The organism is Streptomyces sp. NPDC056948, from assembly GCF_042674225.1.
In the GTDB taxonomy this organism is placed as follows: domain Bacteria; phylum Actinomycetota; class Actinomycetes; order Streptomycetales; family Streptomycetaceae; genus Streptomyces; species Streptomyces purpurascens.
Genome location: NZ_JBHUQX010000030.1, coordinates 1 through 18,367 on the forward strand (window position 1 = coordinate 1; position 18,367 = coordinate 18,367).

Consider the following 18,367-nt stretch of genomic DNA (forward strand, 5'->3'; position numbering starts at 1 on the left):
GGCTAAAACCTGGGGGGCGCGGCATCCATTCCGGGCCCGGGGGCCGCCGGGAGAGCGGTGGTCAGCTCTCGGGGCGTTCCTCCGGGGCTCGCTCGGGCGCCGGGGCGGGCTCCGCCGCGGTGCTCTTCGCGGTGGTGATCGCCGGCGTCGCGCCGTTCGCCCCGTTCGTCAGGGCCAGCTCCTTGGGGGAGAGGACCGGCGGACGGGTGGACGGCGTACGACGGGAGGAGCCCGTCCAGGCAGGCCGCGGCGGGCGCTTGACGATCTGGGCGAAGACCTCGGCGATCTCCTCCTTGCCCAGCGTCTCCTTCTCGAGGAGGGCCAGGACCAGGTTGTCCAGCACGTCGCGGTTCTCGACCAGGATCTCCCACGCCTCGTTGTGCGCGGTCTCGATGAGCTTCTTGACCTCTTCGTCGACCAGCGCCGCGACCTCTTCCGAGTAGTCGCGCTGGTGAGACATCTCACGCCCGAGGAACGGCTCGGAGTTGTCGCCGCCGAACTTGATCGCGCCGAGACGCTCGGTCATGCCGTACTGCGTGACCATCGCGCGGGCCAGACCGGTGGCCTTCTCGATGTCGTTGGCGGCACCCGTCGTCGGGTCGTGGAAGACGAGCTCCTCGGCCGCGCGGCCGCCCAGCATGTAGGCGAGCTGGTCGAGCATCTCGTTGCGCGTGGTCGAGTACTTGTCCTCGTCCGGCAGCACCATCGTGTAGCCGAGGGCCCTGCCTCTGGACAGGATCGTGATCTTGTGGACGGGATCGGAGTTGGGTGAGGCCGCCGCGACCAGGGCGTGACCGCCCTCGTGGTACGCGGTGATCTTCTTCTCCTTGTCCGACATGATCCGGGTCCGCTTCTGCGGGCCCGCGACCACACGGTCGATCGCCTCGTCCAGCATGTGGTTGTCGATCAGCTTCTGGTCGCTGCGGGCCGTCAGCAGGGCGGCCTCGTTCAGCACATTGGCGAGATCGGCACCCGTCATGCCGGGCGTACGGCGGGAGACCGCCGACAGGTCGACGTCGGGCGCGACCGGCTTGCCCTTCTGGTGGACCTTGAGGATCTCCAGACGGCCCTGCATGTCCGGGCGGTCGACCGCGATCTGGCGGTCGAAGCGGCCGGGGCGCAGAAGGGCCGGGTCGAGGATGTCCGGGCGGTTCGTGGCGGCGATCAGGATGACGCCGCCCTTGACGTCGAAGCCGTCCATCTCGACGAGCAGCTGGTTCAGGGTCTGCTCGCGCTCGTCGTGGCCACCGCCGAGGCCGGCGCCGCGGTGGCGGCCGACCGCGTCGATCTCGTCGACGAAGACGATCGCCGGGGCGTTCGCCTTGGCCTGCTCGAACAGGTCACGGACTCGGGAGGCACCGACACCGACGAACATCTCGACGAAGTCGGAACCGGAGATCGAGTAGAACGGCACGCCCGCCTCGCCCGCGACGGCACGCGCGAGCAGGGTCTTGCCGGTGCCGGGCGGGCCGTACAGCAGCACGCCCTTGGGGATCTTGGCGCCGACGGCCTGGAACTTGGCCGGCTCCTGGAGGAACTCCTTGATCTCGTGGAGTTCCTCGACGGCCTCGTCCGAGCCCGCGACGTCCGAGAACGTCGTCTTCGGGGTGTCCTTGGTGATGAGCTTGGCCTTGGACTTCCCGAAGTTCATGACCCGGGAGCCGCCGCCCTGCATCTGATTCATCAGGAACAGGAAGACGACGACGATGAGGACGAAGGGGAGCAGCGAGAGCAGGATCCCGACGAACGGGTTCTGCTTCGACGGCGAGACCGTGTAGCCGTCCGGGATCTGCTTGTCCTGGAACTTGGCCTGGAGCGTGCTGGCAATCGTCACGCCCTGGTCGCCGATGTAGCTCGCCTGGATCTTCGAGCTGCCCTCGATCTTTACGCCGTCTTTGAGCTCGGCCTTGATGGTCTGCTCGTCGCCGGTGGTCAGCTTGGCCGAATCGACCTTGTTGTCATTGATCGCCTGGACGACCTGGCCGGTGTCCACCGTCTTGTAGCCGCCGGACGAGCCGACGACCTGCATCAACACGACCACGGCAAGGACGGCCAGCACGATCCACATGACCGGCCCACGGAAGTATCGCTTCACGTCCATCCATACGGAGCGGTGCCGCCCCGTCCCTCCTGCCATAGTGAGTTTGATAAAGACTGTTCTTCGGACGGTACCCCAGCATTGTCACCTGAAGCTGCGCGGGACGACTGGCGATCCGTCTACGCATGCTCCAACGGCGGGAAGTCCGCTGGGGTTCCCGATCACCCGTCACGGCACTGCGGCCGGGATTCAGCCGCCGTACACGTGGGGCGCGAGCGTACCGACGAACGGAAGGTTGCGGTACTTCTCGGCGTAGTCCAGGCCGTAGCCGACGACGAATTCGTTGGGGATGTCGAATCCGACCCATTCCACGTCGATGGCGACCTTCGCGGCCTCGGGCTTGCGCAGCAGGGTGCACACCTTGAGGGAGGCGGGCTCGCGCGAGCCGAGGTTGGAGAGCAGCCAGGACAGGGTCAGGCCGGAGTCGATGATGTCTTCGACGATGAGGACGTGCTTGCCCTTGATGTCGGTGTCGAGGTCCTTGAGGATCCGCACCACACCGGAGGACTGGGTTCCCGCCCCGTACGAGGATACGGCCATCCAGTCCATGGTGACGGGGGTGGACAGCGCCCGGGCGAGATCCGCCATGACCATCACCGCGCCCTTGAGGACTCCGACGATGAGCAGGTCCTTGCCCGCGTACTCCGCGTCGATCTTCGCGGCCAGCTCGGCGAGCTTGGCGTCGATCTCTTCTTTGGTGATGAGGACCTGTTGAAGGTCGGCACCCATGTCTTTCGCGTCCACCCGCATCACTTTCGGTCGTCCCACCGGCTGAGCGGCCCCTCCACCGATCGCCCGGAGGGGTCGTTGGTTCAGCCTTGCCGAATCACCAGTCTGCCACCCTGCCGCTGGGCCACGACCTTGCCGGGGAGGTTGATGGCTCCCTGACCGCGCCAGCCGGTGATGAGCCGGTCGACTTCCTCGATGTGGCGGGCGAACAGCGAGCCGGCCGGCGCACCGGCCGCGATGGCGGCCCGGCGCAGGATGCGGCGGCGTACGGCGGGGGGCAGGGCGTAGAGCTTGGCGCACTCCAGCAGCCCGGTGGCGTCGCGGACGGTGGCCTCGGCCCGGCCGGCCCAGCCGTCGAGGGCGTCGGCGTCGTCGCGGGAGAGCTGTGCCGTACGGGCGAGGGCTTCGACGACGCCCTTGCCGAGGGCCTTCTCCAGGGCGGGCAGGCCTTCGTGGCGCAGCCGGGAGCGGGTGTAGGCCGGGTCGGCGTTGTGGGGGTCGTCCCAGACGGGCAGGGACTGGACCATGCAGGCCTTGCGGGCGGTCTGCCGGTCGAGTTCCAGGAAGGGGCGCCGGTAACGGCCGCCGGCCCCCGAGACCGCGGCCATGCCGGACAGGGAGCGGATGCCGGAGCCCCGGGCGAGGCCGAGCAGGACGGTTTCGGCCTGATCGTCGCGGGTGTGGCCGAGCAGGACCGCGGTGGCGCCATGGCGTTCGGCCGCGGTGTCGAGTGCGGTGTAGCGGGCGTCGCGGGCGGCGGCTTCGGGGCCGCCGCTGCGGCCGACGGTCACGGCGACGGAGTCGACCGGGTCGAGGCCGAGTTCGCGCAGGCGCTGGACGACTTCCGCGGCGCGTGCGTCGGAACCGGGCTGGAGGCCGTGGTCGACGGTCACCCCGCCGGCTCTGATGCCGAGTTTGGGGGACTCGAAGGCGAGGGCGGAGGCGAGGGCCATGGAGTCGGCGCCGCCGGAGCATGCCACGAGCACGAGCGGCGGGGGCGGCGGCTCGTGCGAGGGGGCGTGCTGGAGTGCGGCGGTGGTGCTGTGGTGTTCGGTGAGGAGGTCGTGGAGGACGCGGCGGACCGCCAGGCGTATCGCCGCGACCGCAGGATGGGGACCCATGTCCGGTTCCCTTCATGAAGTTGTCGGGGGGTGAGCCCGAGGTTCGGTCACGCAGAGTGTGTAGATGGTGACAGAACCGGGCCGTTCCCCGAGCATTGCACGCCTACCCCTGCCTCACGGTCCCTCGGACGGGTGATTGGAGGGGCGTTCGCCTGCCGTCGGCCGGTTTCCTTTCACGACCTTCCCGCGATGTTCACTACTCGGCCCTGCGATGCACCCGCGCGATCCAGTCCGCCGGTTTGGCGATCTCCGTCTTGGTGGGGAGGGTGTTGGGCGAGGTCCACACGCGGTTGAAGCCGTCCATGCCGGCCTCGTCGACGACGGCCCGTACGAAGCGTTCGCCGTCGCGGTACTGGCGGAGCTTGGCGTCCAGGCCGAGGAGCTTGCGCAGGGCCAGGTCCAGGCGGGAGGCGCCCTTGGCGCGGCGCTGCTGGAACTTCTCGCGGATCTCGCCGACGGTCGGTACGACGTCCGGGCCGACGCCGTCCATCACGAAGTCGGCGTGGCCCTCCAGCAGGGACATGACGGCGGTGAGGCGGCCGAGGATCTCCCGCTGGGCGGGGGTCTGCACGATCTCGACGAGGGAGCGGCCGCCGTCGTCCTCCTCGGCCTCGGGGCGGCCCCCGGCGAGGCTCTGGGCGGCTTCGCGTACGCGTTCCAGGACGGTCATGGGGTCGACGTCGGTCTCGCCCAGGAAGGACTGGATCTCGCCCTCGAGGTGGTCCCGCAGCCAGGGCACGGCGGTGAACTGGGTGCGGTGGGTCTCCTCGTGGAGGCACACCCAGAGGCGGAAGTCGTGGGGGTCGACGTCGAGTTCGCGCTCCACGTGCACGATGTTCGGGGCGACGAGCAGGAGCCGGCCGCCGCCGTTCTCCGCGGCCGGGAGCCGGCTGGTGGCGGGGGCGAAGGTCTCGTACTGGCCGAGGACGCGGGAGGCCAGGAAGGACAGCAGCATGCCCAGCTCCACGCCGGTGACCTTGCCGCCGACCGCGCTCATCACCGCCCCGCCGGGGGTGTTGCCGCGCCGGTCCTGCATCTTGTCGAGCAGGGGCTTGAGGAGTTCCCGGAAGCCGGCGACGTTCGCGCGGATCCAGCCGGGGCGGTCCACGACGAGGACAGGGGTGTCGTGCCCCTCCTCGGTGCCCAGGCGGGTGAAGCCGCGGACGTGTTCCTCCGAGGCCTTGGCGTGCCGGCGCAGTTCCGCGACGACGGCGCGGGCCTCGTCCCGGCTGACGTCGGGGCCCGGCCGTACGAGCCGGGTCGCGGTCGCGACCGCGAGATTCCAGTCGACCATGCCGGTTGAAGCACCACCGATGCTCGTCATGCGTCAACCGTACGTGAGCGCTCGCCGCTGGGGCAGGGCGGCGAGAGCTGGGTGACGCCGAGGGAGGTCGTGGGAGCTCGGCGTTCGGCGGGGTCGGCAGGGGCCGGGGTTTCTTGGCCGGTGCTCGGCGTTGCAGGCTGTGCCCACCCGTTCCGCCCCAGCGGAACGACTGCCCACAGCCAGGCAGGCAGCAGGCAGCAGTTCGGGCTGTGGTTATCCGCAGCCGCACTTCGCCAGCGTCGTCGCCGCTCTGTCCAGGGCCTTCTGGGCCTCCCCCGGGTTCGTCGTGTCGTTGGCCATGAACGCGAAGGCGAGGAGGCGGCCTTCCTGGTCGACCAGGGTGCCCGCGAGGGTGTTGACGCCGGTCAGGGTGCCGGTCTTGGCGCGTACGACGCCGGCTGCTCCGTCCGTGTAGCGGCTGGTCAGGGTGCCGGTGAAGCCGGCGACGGGGAGGCCGGTGAGGGCCGGGCGGAGTTCGGGGCGGTCGGGGTCGGCCGCCTTGGCCAGGAGGGCGGTGAGGAGGTCCGCCGTCAGCCGGTCGGCGCGGTTCAGTCCGCTGCCGTCCCTGAAGGAGGCGCCCTTCAGGGGGAGGCCGAGCTTGCGCAACTGCGCGCTGACCGCCCGGTCGGCACCGTCGAAGTCGGCGCGGTCGCCGGTCGCGAGGGCCGTCTGGCGGGCGAGGGCCTCGGCGATGTCGTTGTCGCTGTTGGTCAGCATGCGTTCGACGAGGGCCGAGAGCGGGGGCGAGGAGACCGTGGCGAGGGTTTTGGCCCGGGTGGTGGCCTTGGACGGGCCGGGGGCCGTGGTCTCGATGCCGTAGGACTTCAGGAGGTCCCCGAAGCGGCGGGCCGCGTCCGCCGCCGGGTCGGGGACACGGGCGACCGGGCCGCTCGTCGAGTCATCGGTGCGGCCCTCGTCGGCCATCAGGGGGCTGACGAGGGCGAGGTTGGGGTTGACTCCGATCGGGTGCTTTTCGTCGCCCGCGTAGAGGGTCGTGTCGTAGGAGAGCGTCACCTCGCGGACGCCCCGATCGGCCAGGGATCCGGCCGTCTCGGCGGCCAGTTCGCGCAGGCTCGCCGAACTTCCCCCAGCGTCCTCGTGGGCCGTGAGCGTGGGGTCGCCGCCGCCGACCAGGACGACTTCCCTCGTGTCGGGTTCCAGCGCGGCGCGGGTGGTGATGCGGTGGTCGGCGCCCATGGCGGACAGCGCGGCGACGGCCGTGGCGATCTTCGTCGTCGAGGCCGGGGTGAGCGCGGCGTCCGAGCCCGTGCCGTACAGGCGCCTGCCGCTCGTGACGTCCACGACCGCCGCGGCGGGCCGGGGGCCGAGCGCCGGGTCCTCCAGCAGGGGTGTGAGGACGTGCGCGAGGGCCTTGCCGTCGGGGGCGGACCTCACCTTGCTGACGCCGCCGAGGCCGGTCAGCACCGGGGCGGCGCTGGGGGCGGGCCGGGGCCGGCCGGGGGCGCCGGAGGTGCCGCCGTGATCTGTGCCACCCGGGCGGTTCAGGGCGGCTGCCCGGTCCCGCTCGGCCGTACGCTGACCCGAGGAGTCCCAGGGACCGGCGGCGGTCACCACACCGGCGGCCAGTGCGAGACCGGCGGTGGCGGCACCCGCGGTGTACTGCCAGGTCTTCGGCCGCGCGAGCCGCGCGACCTGCGGTTTCCCGGCCCGTGCAAGCCGCGCGACCCGCGGTTTCGCGGCCGCGGCGGCCCGGGCCAGGTGCGGTCGTACGGCACCCGCGATCCGCACCATGTGCGGTCTCGCGGACCGCCAAGGCCTCAGCTCTGGCACGAACACCAGCCCCTTTCGCGATCACACACCTGCGTGAGGGACACTTAACCACCAGAACTATGTGTTGATCATGGAGGAGCCACCGGTGGAGTTCGACGTCACGATCGAGATTCCGAAGGGTTCGCGCAACAAGTACGAGGTGGACCACGAGACCGGTCGTATCCGCCTGGACCGGCGACTCTTCACCTCGACCGCCTACCCGACCGACTACGGCTTCGTCGAGAACACCCTCGGCGAGGACGGCGACCCGCTGGACGCGCTGGTCATCCTGGACGAGCCGACCTTCCCGGGCTGTCTCATCAAGTGCCGTGCGATCGGCATGTTCCGTATGACGGACGAGGCCGGTGGCGACGACAAGCTGCTGTGCGTGCCGGCGACGGACCCGCGTGTGGAGCACCTGCGGGACATCCACCACGTGTCGGAGTTCGACCGCCTGGAGATCCAGCACTTCTTCGAGGTCTACAAGGACCTGGAGCCCGGCAAGTCGGTCGAGGGTGCCGACTGGGTGGGCCGTACGGACGCCGAGGTCGAGATCGAGCGGTCCTACAAGCGTTTCAAGGAGTCGGGCGGGCACTGACCCGTTTCTGACGCCCCCCGGGCCGCACGCCTGCGCGTGCGGCCCGTTCGTCCGTATGTGCGCATACTGAAGCTGAGGGGGTACTGAGGCTGACGTGTCGTACAGGGAGCGCCAGGCAGTGACGGACGCGGAGGACCGCAAGCCGAAGTCGGACGAGGCCAGGAGTGCGTTCTCGCCTCCCGGCGGGGCCGCCGTCGACGGGGACATGTCGACGACGTCGGAGTTCGCGATCCCGGAAGGGCTGGCCGTCCCCAGGACGGCCGGTACGGAAGCCGAGACGACGTCCGAGTTCTCCCTGCCGGAGGGCATGGGCGTCCCGCAGGCGCCCTCGGCGGAGCCGGAGGGGTCGGCGTTCACGACACCGAGCACGTACAGCGCGAAGCAGGCCCTGTCGGCGTTCACCCCGCCGAGCGGGATCCCCGTGGTCAGCCTGACCAAGGACGTGCCCTGGCAGGACCGGATGCGCACCATGCTGCGCATGCCGGTGGCGGAGCGGCCTGCGCCGGAGACGATCCAGCGCAGCAGCGACGAGTCGGGGCCCGCGGTGCCGCGTGTGCTCGACCTGACGCTGCGTATCGGCGAGCTGCTGCTGGCGGGCGGTGAGGGCGCCGAGGACGTGGAGGCGGCCATGTTCGCCGTCTGCCGGTCCTACGGCCTCGACCGCTGCGAGCCGAACGTCACCTTCACGCTGCTGGCGATCTCCTACCAGCCATCGCTCGTCGAGGACCCGGTCACGGCGTCGCGGACCGTGCGCCGCAGAGGCACCGACTACACGCGGCTGGCGGCCGTGTACCAGCTCGTGGACGACCTCAGCGACGACGAGACGGCGGTCTCCCTTGAGGAGGCCTACCGGCGGCTGGCGGAGATCCGCCGTAACCGGCACCCCTACCCCGGCTGGGCGCTGACCGGCGCGAGCGGGCTGCTGGCCGGTGCGGCCTCCGTGCTCGTCGGCGGCGACCTGCTCGTGTTCGTCGCGGCCGCGCTCGGCGCGATGCTCGGTGACCGGCTGGCGTGGCTGTGCGCGGGGCGCGGGCTGCCGGAGTTCTACCAGTTCACGGTGGCCGCGATGCCGCCGGCCGCGATCGGCGTCACGCTGACGCTGGTCCATGTGGACGTGAACGCCTCCGCGGTCATCACCGGTGGGCTGTTCGCGCTGCTGCCCGGGCGGGCGCTGGTGGCGGGGGTGCAGGACGGTCTGACCGGCTTCTACATCACCGCGTCCGCGCGTCTGCTGGAGGTTCTGTACTTCTTCGTGGGCATCGTCGCGGGTGTGCTGCTGGTGCTGTACTTCGGCGTGCAACTGGGGGCGCGGCTGAACCCCGACGCGGCGCTCGGGGTCTCCGACGAGCCGGTGATGCTGATCGGGGCGTCGATGCTGTTGTCACTGGCGTTCGCCGTGCTGCTTCAGCAGGAACGATCCACCGTGGTGTGGGTGACGCTGAACGGCGGTGTCGCGTGGATCGTGTACGGCGCGATGCACTATGCCGGGGAGATCTCGCCGGTGGCGTCGACGGCTGCGGCCGCCGGGCTGGTGGGGTTGTTCGGGCAGTTGCTGTCGCGGTATCAGTTCGCTTCGGCTCTGCCGTTCACGACTGCGGCGATCGGGCCGTTGCTGCCGGGTTCCGCGACGTACTTCGGACTGCTGGCGATCGCGCAGAACGAGATCGACGAGGGGCTGGTGTCGCTGTCCAAGGCGGTGGCGTTGGCCATGGCTATCGCCATCGGGGTGAATCTGGGGTCCGAGATCTCGCGGATGTTCCTGCGGATCGGGTCTGCGGAGAAGCGACGGGCCGCCAAGCGGACCAGGGGTTTCTAGTGTCGTTGGCGGCCGCGGGCCGGTGGGGGTTGCTCGCGCAGTTCCCCGCGCCCCTGGAAAGCAGGTCGGGTCAGTAGCCGCCGTTGTAAGGCTGCTGATTCCCCTGCTGGGTGCCGTACTGCTGCTGTTGTTGGCCGTAGCCCGGGGCCTGGGGGTACTGGTTGTAGTACTGCTGGTCGTTGTAGCCGTTCTGGTTGCCGTACGGCTGCTGCTGGTGCGGGGGCTGGTCGTCCGGGGTGATGCGGCGGAGCTGGGTCGTGGCGTCGTCCATGGCGGGGAGCTGGGACTGGGGGGCCGGGGCCGCGGCCGCCGCGCGCTTCTTCTTGGAGCGTTCGCGCAGGTACTCGATGATGATCGGGACGACGGAGAGCAGGACGATCAGGATGAGGATCGACTCGACGTTCTTCTTGATGAAGCCGATCTGGCCGAGCCAGTAGCCCGCGAGGGTGACGCCGGTGCCCCAGGCGATGCCGCCGATGATGTTGTACGTGAGGAACGTGCGGTACTTCATGCGGCCGGCGCCGGCCACGATGGGGGCGAAGGTGCGCACGATCGGGACGAAGCGGGCCAGGACGATCGCCTTGGGGCCGTACTTCTCCATGAACTCGTGAGCCTTGTCCAGGTTCTCCTGCTTGAAGAGCTTGGAGTTGGGACGGCTGAAGAGCTTCGGGCCCAGGAACTTGCCGATCATGTAGCCCACTTGGTCGCCGACGACGGCGGCGATCACGATCAGCGTGCAGACCAGCCACAGCGGCTGGGTGATGTAGGTGCCCTCGGCCACGAAGAGGCCGGCCGTGAACAGCAGGGAGTCGCCGGGCAGGAACGCGAAGAGCCCGGACTCCGCGAAGACGATGAGCAGGATGCCGGGCAGGCTGAACGTGGAGATCAGATAGTCCGGGCTGAGCCACTCGGGGCCGAGCGCAAGCGTGGTCACGGGGATGTGGCTCCTGCTGCTGGGGGGATACGGGCTGGGGCTGACTGCCTCAAAGTATCAACGCGGCCGTCACGGCCCAGGTTCCATGGGCGTACTCAGGATGCACTGTGGGCGGTCCCGGTCAAAGCTGTGAACCATGGGCATCGACGAATACGGCGGCGGACAGGGCCCCCAGCCCGACGTCCTCGTCGTCACCACGAACGACGTACCCGGCTACCGCGTGCAGGAGGTGCTCGGCGAGGTCTTCGGGCTGACCGTGCGCTCCCGGCACCTGGGGAGCCAGATCGGCGCCGGGCTGAAGTCGATGGTCGGCGGCGAGCTGCGCGGGCTGACCAAGACGCTCGTGCAGACCCGCAACCAGGCCATGGCGCGTCTCATCGAGCAGGCACGCACGCGTGGTGCCAACGGCGTGCTCGCGTTCCGCTTCGACGTCACGGAGGCGGCGGACGTGGGCACCGAGGTGTGCGCCTACGGGACCGCGGTGGTCCTGGCCCGGGAGTGACCCGTACGGGGTCCCGGGCCAGGGGTCACGCGGTGTGCCGGGCGGCGTTCGCCAGGATCGCGTCGCGCAGGTACACCGCGAGGCCCGGGCGGATGGCGTCGTACGTCGCGGTGAACCGCGGGTCGGCGACGTACATCTCGCCCAGACCGGTGTGCATCTCGTGTGAGCAGTCGTAGTACGTCCCGGCGATGAAGCGGCGGTGCTCCTCCGCCGTGTCCATGGCCGCCCCGGAGTCGGCCGGTGTGCCGTCGGCCATCAGGCCGGCCATGCGCCGGTGGATGGCGTCGAACCGCTCGGTGGCGCGTTTCCAGTCCTCCTTGGTGTACGAGGCCGTGCGCCGCTGTGACTGGCGGTAGGCGTCGGTGTCGCCCCAGCGCTCGCGCACCTCGTCCTCGTACCGGTCCGGGTCGAACTCCCCGAAGACCTCGAACTTCTCCTCGGGGGTGAGGTCGATGCCCATTCTGCGTGCCTCCATGGCGTGCTCCACGGCCGCCGCCATCTCGCTCAGCCTCTCGATCCGGGCGGTCAGCAGTTCGTGCTGCCGGCGCAGGTGTGCGCGCGGGTCCGCTTCCGGGTCGTCGAGCAGGGCGGCGACCTCGTCGAGGGGGAAGCCGAGCTCGCGGTAGAACAGGATCTGCTGCAGCCGGTCGAGGTCGGCGTCGCTGTAGCGCCGGTGGCCCGCGTGGCTGCGTTCGCTCGGGACGAGCAGGCCGATGTCGTCGTAGTGGTGCAGCGTGCGCACGGTGACACCGGCGAAGCCCGCGACCTGTCCCACGGCGTAGCTCACTTCCGCTCCCCTCTTCTTCCGTGTCTCCGTGCTTTCTTTCGTTCGTTCCTTCGTGCTTCACGGTCGGGCCTCACGCCACGTGAGGTGCAAGCGTGTTTCCTGTTTGTACCGTTTGATCCGTTTATCGTGTGCCCGTGATCCAGGACTCCGAGCGGCAGGCGCCCTCCGTCACCCCCGCGACTCCCGCCCGCACCTTGCTGCCGTCGATCCTGCCCGCCCTGGCCGTGGGGGTGATCTCCAGCCTGATTCTGGTGGGGGTGGAAACCGCCGCCGAGCAGCTCGAGGACGTGTTGTGGCAGACCGTGCCGGACGCGCTGGGGATCGGCCGGTACTCGGTGGCGTGGATGTTCGTGATGCTGATCGCGACCGGCATCGCGGTCGGGCTGGTGGTGTGGAAGGCGCCGGGGCACGCGGGCCCCGATCCGGCCACCCTCGGCCTGGACGCCCCGGTCCTGCCGCCCGTCGTGCTGCCCGGGCTGCTGCTGGCGACCGCGCTGATGCTGGCCGGCGGGCCGAGCCTCGGCCCGGAGAACCCGATCATCGCCGCGAACGTCGGACTCGCGGTCTGGCTCGGGAGCCGGTTCCTGCCCCGGGCGCCGGGCCGGATCTGGCCGGCCCTGGCGGAGGCGGCGACGCTCGGCGCGCTGTTCGGCACGCCCGTGGCGGCGGCCCTGGTCATCTCCGAGGTGCTGAGCCGGCAGGAGACGCGCGGCCTGCTGTGGGACAACCTCTTCGCGCCGCTGACCGCCGCCGCGGCCGGTGCCCTGACCGCGACCCTCATCGACCACCCGAGCTTCGACCTGGACCTGCCCTCCATGGGCCGGCCCGGCTGGTCGGACCTGCTGGCGGCGGTCGTGGTGGCCTGCGTCGGCGCACTGCTCGGCATGTGCGCCGTGCGCGCGCTCCCGTACGTCCACGGGGCCTTCCGCCGGCTGCGGCACCCGATGCTGATGCTCCCGGCGGGCGGGGTCGTGCTGGGCGGTCTCGCGGCCCTGGGCGGTCATCTGACGCTGTTCAAGGGGCTCGACGAGATCGCCGAGCTGGCGCACGACCCGGACGGCTGGTCGGCCGGGGAGTTCGCCCTCATGGCGGTGGTGAAGCTGGCCGCGATGCTCGTCGCCGCGTCCTGCGGGTTCCGCGGCGGGCGGATCTTCCCGGCCGTGTTCGTGGGCACCTCGCTCGGTCTGTGCGCGCACGCCCTGGTGTCCGGCGTGCATCCGTCGGTGGGTGTGTCCGCCGGTGTGCTCGGGGTGCTGCTGGCCATCACCCGGCAGGGCTGGATCAGCCTCTTCGTCGCCGCGGTGCTGGTCGCCTCCCCCGGGATCCTCACCCTGCTCTGCGTCGCCTCGCTGCCGGCCTGGCTGCTGGTGACGGGGCGGCCGCAGATGCAGCTCCGGGAGGACGGGACGCCGCTGCGGTGACACCGCCGCCCTTGATCACACCACCGCCCGTTCCGTACCCCACCCCTGGAGGCTCCCTTGCCGCTCAACGAAGGCCCCCGTCAGTCCGGCGAACGCCGCTTGTCCGTCAACCCCTTCTACGGCCCCGCCAACCCCCTCGGCGACATGGCCGAGGCCCCGCCCACGCACCGGCTCCCGGACCAGCCCGTGGCACCGGCGACCGCCCATCAACTGGTACGCGACGAGCTGATGCTCGACGGCAACGCGCGGCTGAACCTCGCCACCTTCGTCACCACCTGGATGGAGCCCGAGGCCGGGCTGCTGATGGCGGAGTGCCGGGACAAGAACATGATCGACAAGGACGAGTACCCGCGGACGGCCGAGCTCGAGCGGCGATGCGTGGCGATGCTCGCCGACCTGTGGCACGCGCCCGATCCGGCGGCGGCCGTGGGGTGTTCGACGACCGGGTCGAGCGAGGCGTGCATGCTCGCCGGGATGGCGCTGAAGCGGCGCTGGACGCGGCGCAACGCCGACCGGTACCCGGGGGTCCGGCCCAACCTGGTGATGGGCGTGAACGTGCAGGTCTGCTGGGAGAAGTTCTGCAACTTCTGGGAGGTGGAGGCCCGGCTGGTGCCCATGGAGGGCGAGCGGTTCCATCTGGACCCGCAGGCCGCCGCCGAGCTGTGCGACGAGAACACCATCGGGGTCGTGGGGATCCTGGGCTCGACCTTCGACGGGTCCTACGAGCCGGTCGCCGAGCTGTGCGCGGCGCTGGACGCGGTGCAGGAGCGGACCGGGCTCGACATCCCCGTGCACGTCGACGGGGCGTCCGGTGCCATGGTCGCGCCGTTCCTCGACGAGGACCTGGTGTGGGACTTCCGGCTGCCGAGGGTGGCGTCGATCAACACCTCGGGGCACAAGTACGGGCTGGTCTACCCGGGTGTCGGCTGGGCGCTGTGGCGGGACGCGGACGCGCTGCCGGAGGAGCTGGTGTTCCGGGTGAACTACCTGGGCGGCGACATGCCGACCTTCGCGCTGAACTTCTCCCGGCCGGGCGCTCAGGTCGTGGCGCAGTACTACACGTTCCTGCGGCTGGGCCGGGACGGCTACCGGGCCGTGCAGCAGGCCGCGCGGGACGTGGCCACGGGCATGGCCGCACGGATCGAGGCGCTCGGCGACTTCCGGCTGCTGACCCGGGGCGAGGAGCTGCCGGTGTTCGCCTTCACGACCGCGCCGGACGTGACGGCGTACGACGTCTTCGACGTCTCCCGGCGGCTGCGCGAGAGCGGCTGGCTGGTGCCCGCGTACACCTTCCCGCCGCACCGGGAGGATCTGTCCGTGCTGCGCGTGGTGTGCCGCAACGGCTTCTCCGCGGACCTCGCCGAGCTGCTCACCCAGGACCTGGAACGGCTGCTCCCCGAACTGCGCCGGCAGCCGCGCCCCCTGACCCGGGACAAGCAGGCGGCCACCGGGTTCCACCACTAGGTCGTGTCCGCAAAGTCCCGTCGTCCGCCCGGAGGGCGGGCCCCGCGGCGTCTGGTGCGTGCTGTCGGCGTGCCGGGCGGAGTCCCTCGTACTGGATGTACTTGGGGCTTCGCCCGGTGCGGCGAGAGTGCGTGCCGGGCGTCTCGGGGCAGGCGGGACTTTGCGGACACGGCCTAGCGGGTGTCGTCCGGCAGCACCCCGACGAACGGGGCGCCCTCGCCCGCGAAGGTGTAGGCGCCGGCGCGGATGCGTTCGATGAGGTCGCGGGTCCACTGCGCGCCCGTGTCGGCCGAGTGGACCCAGAAGTTCATGATCTCGCCGATGTGGCCGAGCTGCTGCGGGCCGTCCTCGGGCAGGTAGTCCTCGACGACGGTCGCGCGCCACTCCTCGATGGACCGCACCCGCTGCTCGAGGAGGCCCAGGGCCTCCTCGCGGCCGAGGTCCACCATGAAGCCGAGCGCGGTGGTGAGCACGTCCGGCTTCTGGTCGTAGGCGGTGAGCGACTGCCGGAGCAGCTTGAAATACTCCTCGGTGCCCTGCTCGGTGATCTCGTACTCCGTGCGCGGCGGGCCCCCGGCCGTGGACGGGGCGATCTCGTGCGCCCGCAGCAGCCCCTGCTTCGCCATCTGCTTCAGGGCGTGGTAGATCGAGCCGGGCTTGGCGTTGGACCACTCGTGAGCGCCCCAGTACTCCAGGTCGCCCCGTACCTGGTAGCCGTGGGCCCGCCCGTGCTGGCGGACCGCGCCGAGCACGAGCAGGCGGATCGCTGACATGCGGTCCAGGTTAGGACCCGGCCTCCGCTTGCTGTTCCGCGGCCACCAGCGCGAAGGCCGTCGCTCCGTCCAGTGACTCGCGGATGATGTCGGCGTGGCCGGCGTGCCGGGCCGTCTCGCGGATCAGGTGGAGACACAGCCAGCGCATGGAGACCCTGCCGTCCGGCGGGAACCAGGGCTGGTCGGGCAACGCGAAGGTGTCGTCGAGGCTCGGCACCGAGTTGACGAACGCCTCGGTCTCGGCGGCGACCTTCTCCCAGTACTCGAGCTGCGAGGCGACGGTCTCGCCCTCGACCAGCCGGAAGCACTCGTGCCAGGTGCTCTGGTCGCGCACGACGGCCGGCGGCTCGCCCTTGGCCATGGACACCCACATCTGCTCGACCTCGGCGACATGTTTGAGCAGGCCGGCCAGGGACAGCTCGCTGGCGCTGGGGCGGGACGAGGCCTGCTCTTCCGTCAGGCCGATCAGGGCCCGCCGGATGCCACCGCGCTGCTCGGCGATGAAGGACAGGAGCGCTCCGCGCTCGTCGCCGGATGCCTCGGGTCCCACGTGCTTCACCATGGACGGCCGCCTCTCGTCGGTTGGCCTGCTGCCTGACGCCTACTGCCTGACGCCTTCTTCCTGACAAGGACGAAACTACGGACCCTTGCGGTCAGGTTCTGTCCGCAAGGGTCCGCGACAGCTCTGCCTGGTCCGCCTAGTTCTCCAGGTACAGGCTCAGGTGCTGTCCGGTGTGCGAGTGCGCCGCCTTCGCCAGTTCGGCGGGCGTGCCGGTGAAGACGATCTCGCCGCCGGTGTTGCCGCCCTCGGGCCCAAGGTCGATGACCCAGTCGGCCTGGGAGATCACGGCCAGGTCGTGCTCGATGACGATGACGGTGTTGCCCCGGTCGACGATCCGGTTCAGCAGGCCGACGAGGTTGTCGATGTCGGACAGGTGCAGGCCGGTGGTCGGCTCGTCGAGGATGTAGACCGTGCCCGAGCCGGAGAGCCGGTCGGCGAGCTTGAGCCGCTGCCGTTCACCGCCGGACAGGGTGGCCAGCGACTGGCCGAGACCGAGGTAGCCGATGCCGGTCTCGATCAGGGCGTTGGCCTTGGCGCGCAGCGGGCCCGACAGGAAGAACTCCCCCGCTTCCTCGGCGGACATGGCCAGGACGTCCGCGATGTTCTTGCCGCGCACCCGGTGCTGGAGCACCGACTCCTTGAAGCGGCGGCCCTCGCAGACCTCGCAGTGCGTGGTGACCGGGTCCATGTAGGCGACCTCGGTGATGAGCAGGCCGCGGCCCTCGCACTCCTCGCACGCGCCCTTGGAGTTGAAGCTGAAGAGCGAGGCGTCCTCGCCGCTGGCCTTGGCGAAGAGCTTGCGGATCGGGTCCATCAGCTTGAGGTAGCTCGCCGGGGTGGACCGCGAGGAACGCGGGATGGGCGACTGGTCGACGAAGACCGACCCCGGGTACTGGCCCCGGAAGGCGTGGGCGATCAGGGAGCTCTTGCCGGCGCCGGCGACTCCGGTGACGGCGGTGAGGACGCCGGACGGGATCTCCGTGGAGACGTTCTTCAGGTTGTTGGCCGTGGCGTTCCGGATCGGCAGGGTCCGGCCCCACGGGCGGGGGTTCTCCTTGATCCCGCCGGTGCGCCGCAGTCCCTGTCCGGTCAGCGTGTCGCTGGTGCGGAGTTCGTCGTAGGCGCCTTCGAAGACGATCTCCCCGCCGTGCACGCCGGCCCGCGGGCCGATCTCGACGACGTGGTCGGCGACCGCCATGACGTCGGGGTCGTGCTCCACGACGAGGACCGTGTTGCCCTTGTCGCGCAGCGCGCGCAGCAGGTCGTTGAGCCGGCTGACGTCGCGCGGGTGCAGGCCGACGCTGGGCTCGTCGAAGATGTAGGTCAGGCCGGTCAGTTCGCTGCCGAGGTGGTTGACGAGCTTGAGCCGCTGGCCCTCGCCGCCGGAGAGCGAGGTGGTGGACCGGTCGAGGGTGAGGTAGCCGAGGCCGATGGCCTGGATCTGCCCCAGCGTCTCGATGATGGTGGTGACGAGCGGGGTGTCGAGCCGCTCCCGGAGCGTGGCGACCACGCCGATGAGGTCGCTGACCTGCATCTGGGACCAGTCGGAGATGTTGTGGCCGTCGATGCGGGTGGCGAGTGCCTTCTGGTTGAGCCGGGCGCCCTCGCAGGTGGGACAGACACCGTCGGTGAAGAACTCGGCCGCCTTGTCGCGGGCCGCCTTGCTCATGCCGCCGGTGTCCCGCTTGAGGTGGCGGCGGACGAAGCTGTCCACCAGGCCCTCGTAGCGCAGTGCCAGTACGTTGCCGTTGGGGTAGGTCACCTCGACCGTGCCGCTGCTGCCGTGCAGCAGGGTGTGCGTCTCGTCGTCGGTGTAGTCCGCGAGCTTCTTCTCGGCGTCCAGGTGCTCGTAGTTGGCGTAGAACTGCCAGTTGGCGCTGCCCACGGTGTAGCCGGGCAGGAGGATGGCGCCCTCGGCGATCGACTTGCCGGGGTCGGTCATCAGCTCGGGGCTGGGGCGCCGGGCTCGGCCGAGGCCCTCGCACTCGGGGCACATGCCCTTGGGGTCGTTGAAGGAGTAGAGCCAGGTCTGGCCGAGTCCGTCGTTGCCGTGGTTGGCGAAGAGCACGCGCATCACGGTGTAGACGTCGGTGACGGTGCCGACGGTGGAGCGGGCGTTGCCGCCGAGGGGGCGCTGGTCGACCACGACCGGGGTGGTCAGCCGGGTGACCGCGTCCACGTGCGGGCGTTCGAACTTGGGCAGGTCGTGCCGGATGTTCCAGGGGAAGGTGGCGTTGAGCTGCCGCTGGGCCTCCACGGCGACGGTGTCGAAGACCAGGGAGGACTTTCCGGAGCCGGAGACGCCGACGAAGACCGAGATCCGGTTCTTGGGGATGACGAGGGAGACGTTCTTCAGGTTGTTCTCTCGGGCACCTACGACCTGGATGCCCTCGTCGGTTGCGGTAACCGGCGTCTGGTTCACAAAACATCCTCTCTGCATCGTGTGGGGCGACGGGCCGGTGTGCCCG

The 18,367-nt window shown here is 70.3% G+C and carries 15 protein-coding genes; 5 read left to right on the forward strand and 10 right to left on the reverse strand.

The features are described 5' to 3' along the window. Positions 1-61: 61 nt before the first annotated feature. The 5 genes from ftsH to dacB form a co-directional block, all read right to left on the reverse strand. Complete coding sequence (gene ftsH, locus ACFTZL_RS06150) at positions 62-2,101, reverse strand: ATP-dependent zinc metalloprotease FtsH (protein WP_382578943.1); 2,040 nt, start codon at positions 2,099-2,101, stop codon at positions 62-64. A gap of 186 nt (positions 2,102-2,287) precedes the next feature. Further along, on the reverse strand, positions 2,288-2,848 hold the full coding sequence (gene hpt, locus ACFTZL_RS06155; protein WP_094057060.1) for a hypoxanthine phosphoribosyltransferase: 561 nt from the start codon (positions 2,846-2,848) through the stop codon (positions 2,288-2,290). A gap of 62 nt (positions 2,849-2,910) precedes the next feature. Beyond that, positions 2,911-3,948, reverse strand: a complete 1,038-nt coding sequence (gene tilS / locus ACFTZL_RS06160; RefSeq protein WP_382578884.1) for a tRNA lysidine(34) synthetase TilS — start codon at positions 3,946-3,948, stop codon at positions 2,911-2,913. Positions 3,949-4,144: 196 nt separating this feature from the next. After that, the gene (locus ACFTZL_RS06165; protein ID WP_382578885.1) at positions 4,145-5,272 is read right to left on the reverse strand and encodes a zinc-dependent metalloprotease; all 1,128 of its coding nucleotides are present in this window, start codon (positions 5,270-5,272) and stop codon (positions 4,145-4,147) included. A gap of 213 nt (positions 5,273-5,485) precedes the next feature. Then, positions 5,486-7,024, reverse strand: a complete 1,539-nt coding sequence (gene dacB, locus ACFTZL_RS06170; RefSeq protein WP_382578946.1) for a D-alanyl-D-alanine carboxypeptidase/D-alanyl-D-alanine-endopeptidase — start codon at positions 7,022-7,024, stop codon at positions 5,486-5,488. A gap of 124 nt (positions 7,025-7,148) precedes the next feature. On the opposite strand from dacB, the gene ACFTZL_RS06175 reads away from it, so the two are divergent. Next, positions 7,149-7,640: an inorganic diphosphatase gene (locus ACFTZL_RS06175; RefSeq protein WP_215119828.1), complete on the forward strand. Its 492-nt coding sequence runs from the start codon at positions 7,149-7,151 to the stop codon at positions 7,638-7,640. Between the two features lie 118 nt (positions 7,641-7,758). Beyond that, positions 7,759-9,456 carry a threonine/serine exporter ThrE family protein gene (locus ACFTZL_RS06180; protein ID WP_382578888.1) on the forward strand — a complete coding sequence of 566 codons (1,698 nt, stop codon included), beginning with the start codon at positions 7,759-7,761 and terminating at the stop codon, positions 9,454-9,456. 70 nt (positions 9,457-9,526) lie between these two features. On the opposite strand, the gene ACFTZL_RS06185 is transcribed toward ACFTZL_RS06180, so the two are convergent. Then, complete coding sequence (locus tag ACFTZL_RS06185; RefSeq protein WP_382578890.1) at positions 9,527-10,390, reverse strand: DedA family protein; 864 nt, start codon at positions 10,388-10,390, stop codon at positions 9,527-9,529. Positions 10,391-10,526: 136 nt separating this feature from the next. Between ACFTZL_RS06185 and ACFTZL_RS06190 the strand changes: the two genes are divergently transcribed. After that, positions 10,527-10,892 carry a YbjQ family protein gene (locus tag ACFTZL_RS06190; RefSeq protein ID WP_382578891.1) on the forward strand — a complete coding sequence of 122 codons (366 nt, stop codon included), beginning with the start codon at positions 10,527-10,529 and terminating at the stop codon, positions 10,890-10,892. Between the two features lie 25 nt (positions 10,893-10,917). Here the strand turns inward: ACFTZL_RS06190 and ACFTZL_RS06195 are convergent, their stop codons facing one another. After that, positions 10,918-11,679, reverse strand: a complete 762-nt coding sequence (locus ACFTZL_RS06195; protein WP_382578894.1) for a MerR family transcriptional regulator — start codon at positions 11,677-11,679, stop codon at positions 10,918-10,920. A gap of 128 nt (positions 11,680-11,807) precedes the next feature. Here ACFTZL_RS06195 and ACFTZL_RS06200 point away from each other — a divergent pair, with 128 nt between their 5' ends. Further along, positions 11,808-13,100, forward strand: a complete 1,293-nt coding sequence (locus tag ACFTZL_RS06200) for an ion channel protein (RefSeq protein WP_382578896.1) — start codon at positions 11,808-11,810, stop codon at positions 13,098-13,100. Positions 13,101-13,157: 57 nt separating this feature from the next. After that, the gene (locus ACFTZL_RS06205) at positions 13,158-14,564 is read left to right on the forward strand and encodes a glutamate decarboxylase (protein ID WP_382578897.1); all 1,407 of its coding nucleotides are present in this window, start codon (positions 13,158-13,160) and stop codon (positions 14,562-14,564) included. A gap of 173 nt (positions 14,565-14,737) precedes the next feature. Here the strand turns inward: ACFTZL_RS06205 and ACFTZL_RS06210 are convergent, their stop codons facing one another. From ACFTZL_RS06210 to ACFTZL_RS06220, 3 genes are all read right to left on the reverse strand, one after another. After that, positions 14,738-15,337 (reverse strand): PadR family transcriptional regulator, encoded by a 600-nt coding sequence (locus ACFTZL_RS06210; RefSeq protein WP_382578899.1) that lies wholly within the window; start codon positions 15,335-15,337, stop codon positions 14,738-14,740. Between the two features lie 10 nt (positions 15,338-15,347). Next, positions 15,348-15,899 (reverse strand): DinB family protein, encoded by a 552-nt coding sequence (locus ACFTZL_RS06215; RefSeq protein WP_382578902.1) that lies wholly within the window; start codon positions 15,897-15,899, stop codon positions 15,348-15,350. Positions 15,900-16,035: 136 nt separating this feature from the next. Beyond that, positions 16,036-18,321, reverse strand: a complete 2,286-nt coding sequence (locus ACFTZL_RS06220) for an ATP-binding cassette domain-containing protein (RefSeq protein ID WP_382578905.1) — start codon at positions 18,319-18,321, stop codon at positions 16,036-16,038. Between the last annotated feature and the right edge of the window lie 46 nt (positions 18,322-18,367).

Bases quoted from the DNA above. Each gene is read 5' to 3' on its own strand.
- ftsH (WP_382578943.1), bottom strand. From the start codon at position 2,101: ATGGACGTGAAGCGATACTTCCGTGGGCCGGTCATGTGGATCGTGCTG.
- hpt (WP_094057060.1), bottom strand. From the start codon at position 2,848: ATGCGGGTGGACGCGAAAGACATGGGTGCCGACCTTCAACAGGTCCTC.
- tilS (WP_382578884.1), bottom strand. From the start codon at position 3,948: ATGGGTCCCCATCCTGCGGTCGCGGCGATACGCCTGGCGGTCCGCCGC.
- ACFTZL_RS06165 (WP_382578885.1), bottom strand. From the start codon at position 5,272: ATGACGAGCATCGGTGGTGCTTCAACCGGCATGGTCGACTGGAATCTC.
- dacB (WP_382578946.1), bottom strand. From the start codon at position 7,024: ATGGTGCGGATCGCGGGTGCCGTACGACCGCACCTGGCCCGGGCCGCC.
- ACFTZL_RS06190 (WP_382578891.1), top strand. From the start codon at position 10,527: ATGGGCATCGACGAATACGGCGGCGGACAGGGCCCCCAGCCCGACGTC.
- ACFTZL_RS06210 (WP_382578899.1), bottom strand. From the start codon at position 15,337: ATGTCAGCGATCCGCCTGCTCGTGCTCGGCGCGGTCCGCCAGCACGGG.
- ACFTZL_RS06215 (WP_382578902.1), bottom strand. From the start codon at position 15,899: ATGGTGAAGCACGTGGGACCCGAGGCATCCGGCGACGAGCGCGGAGCG.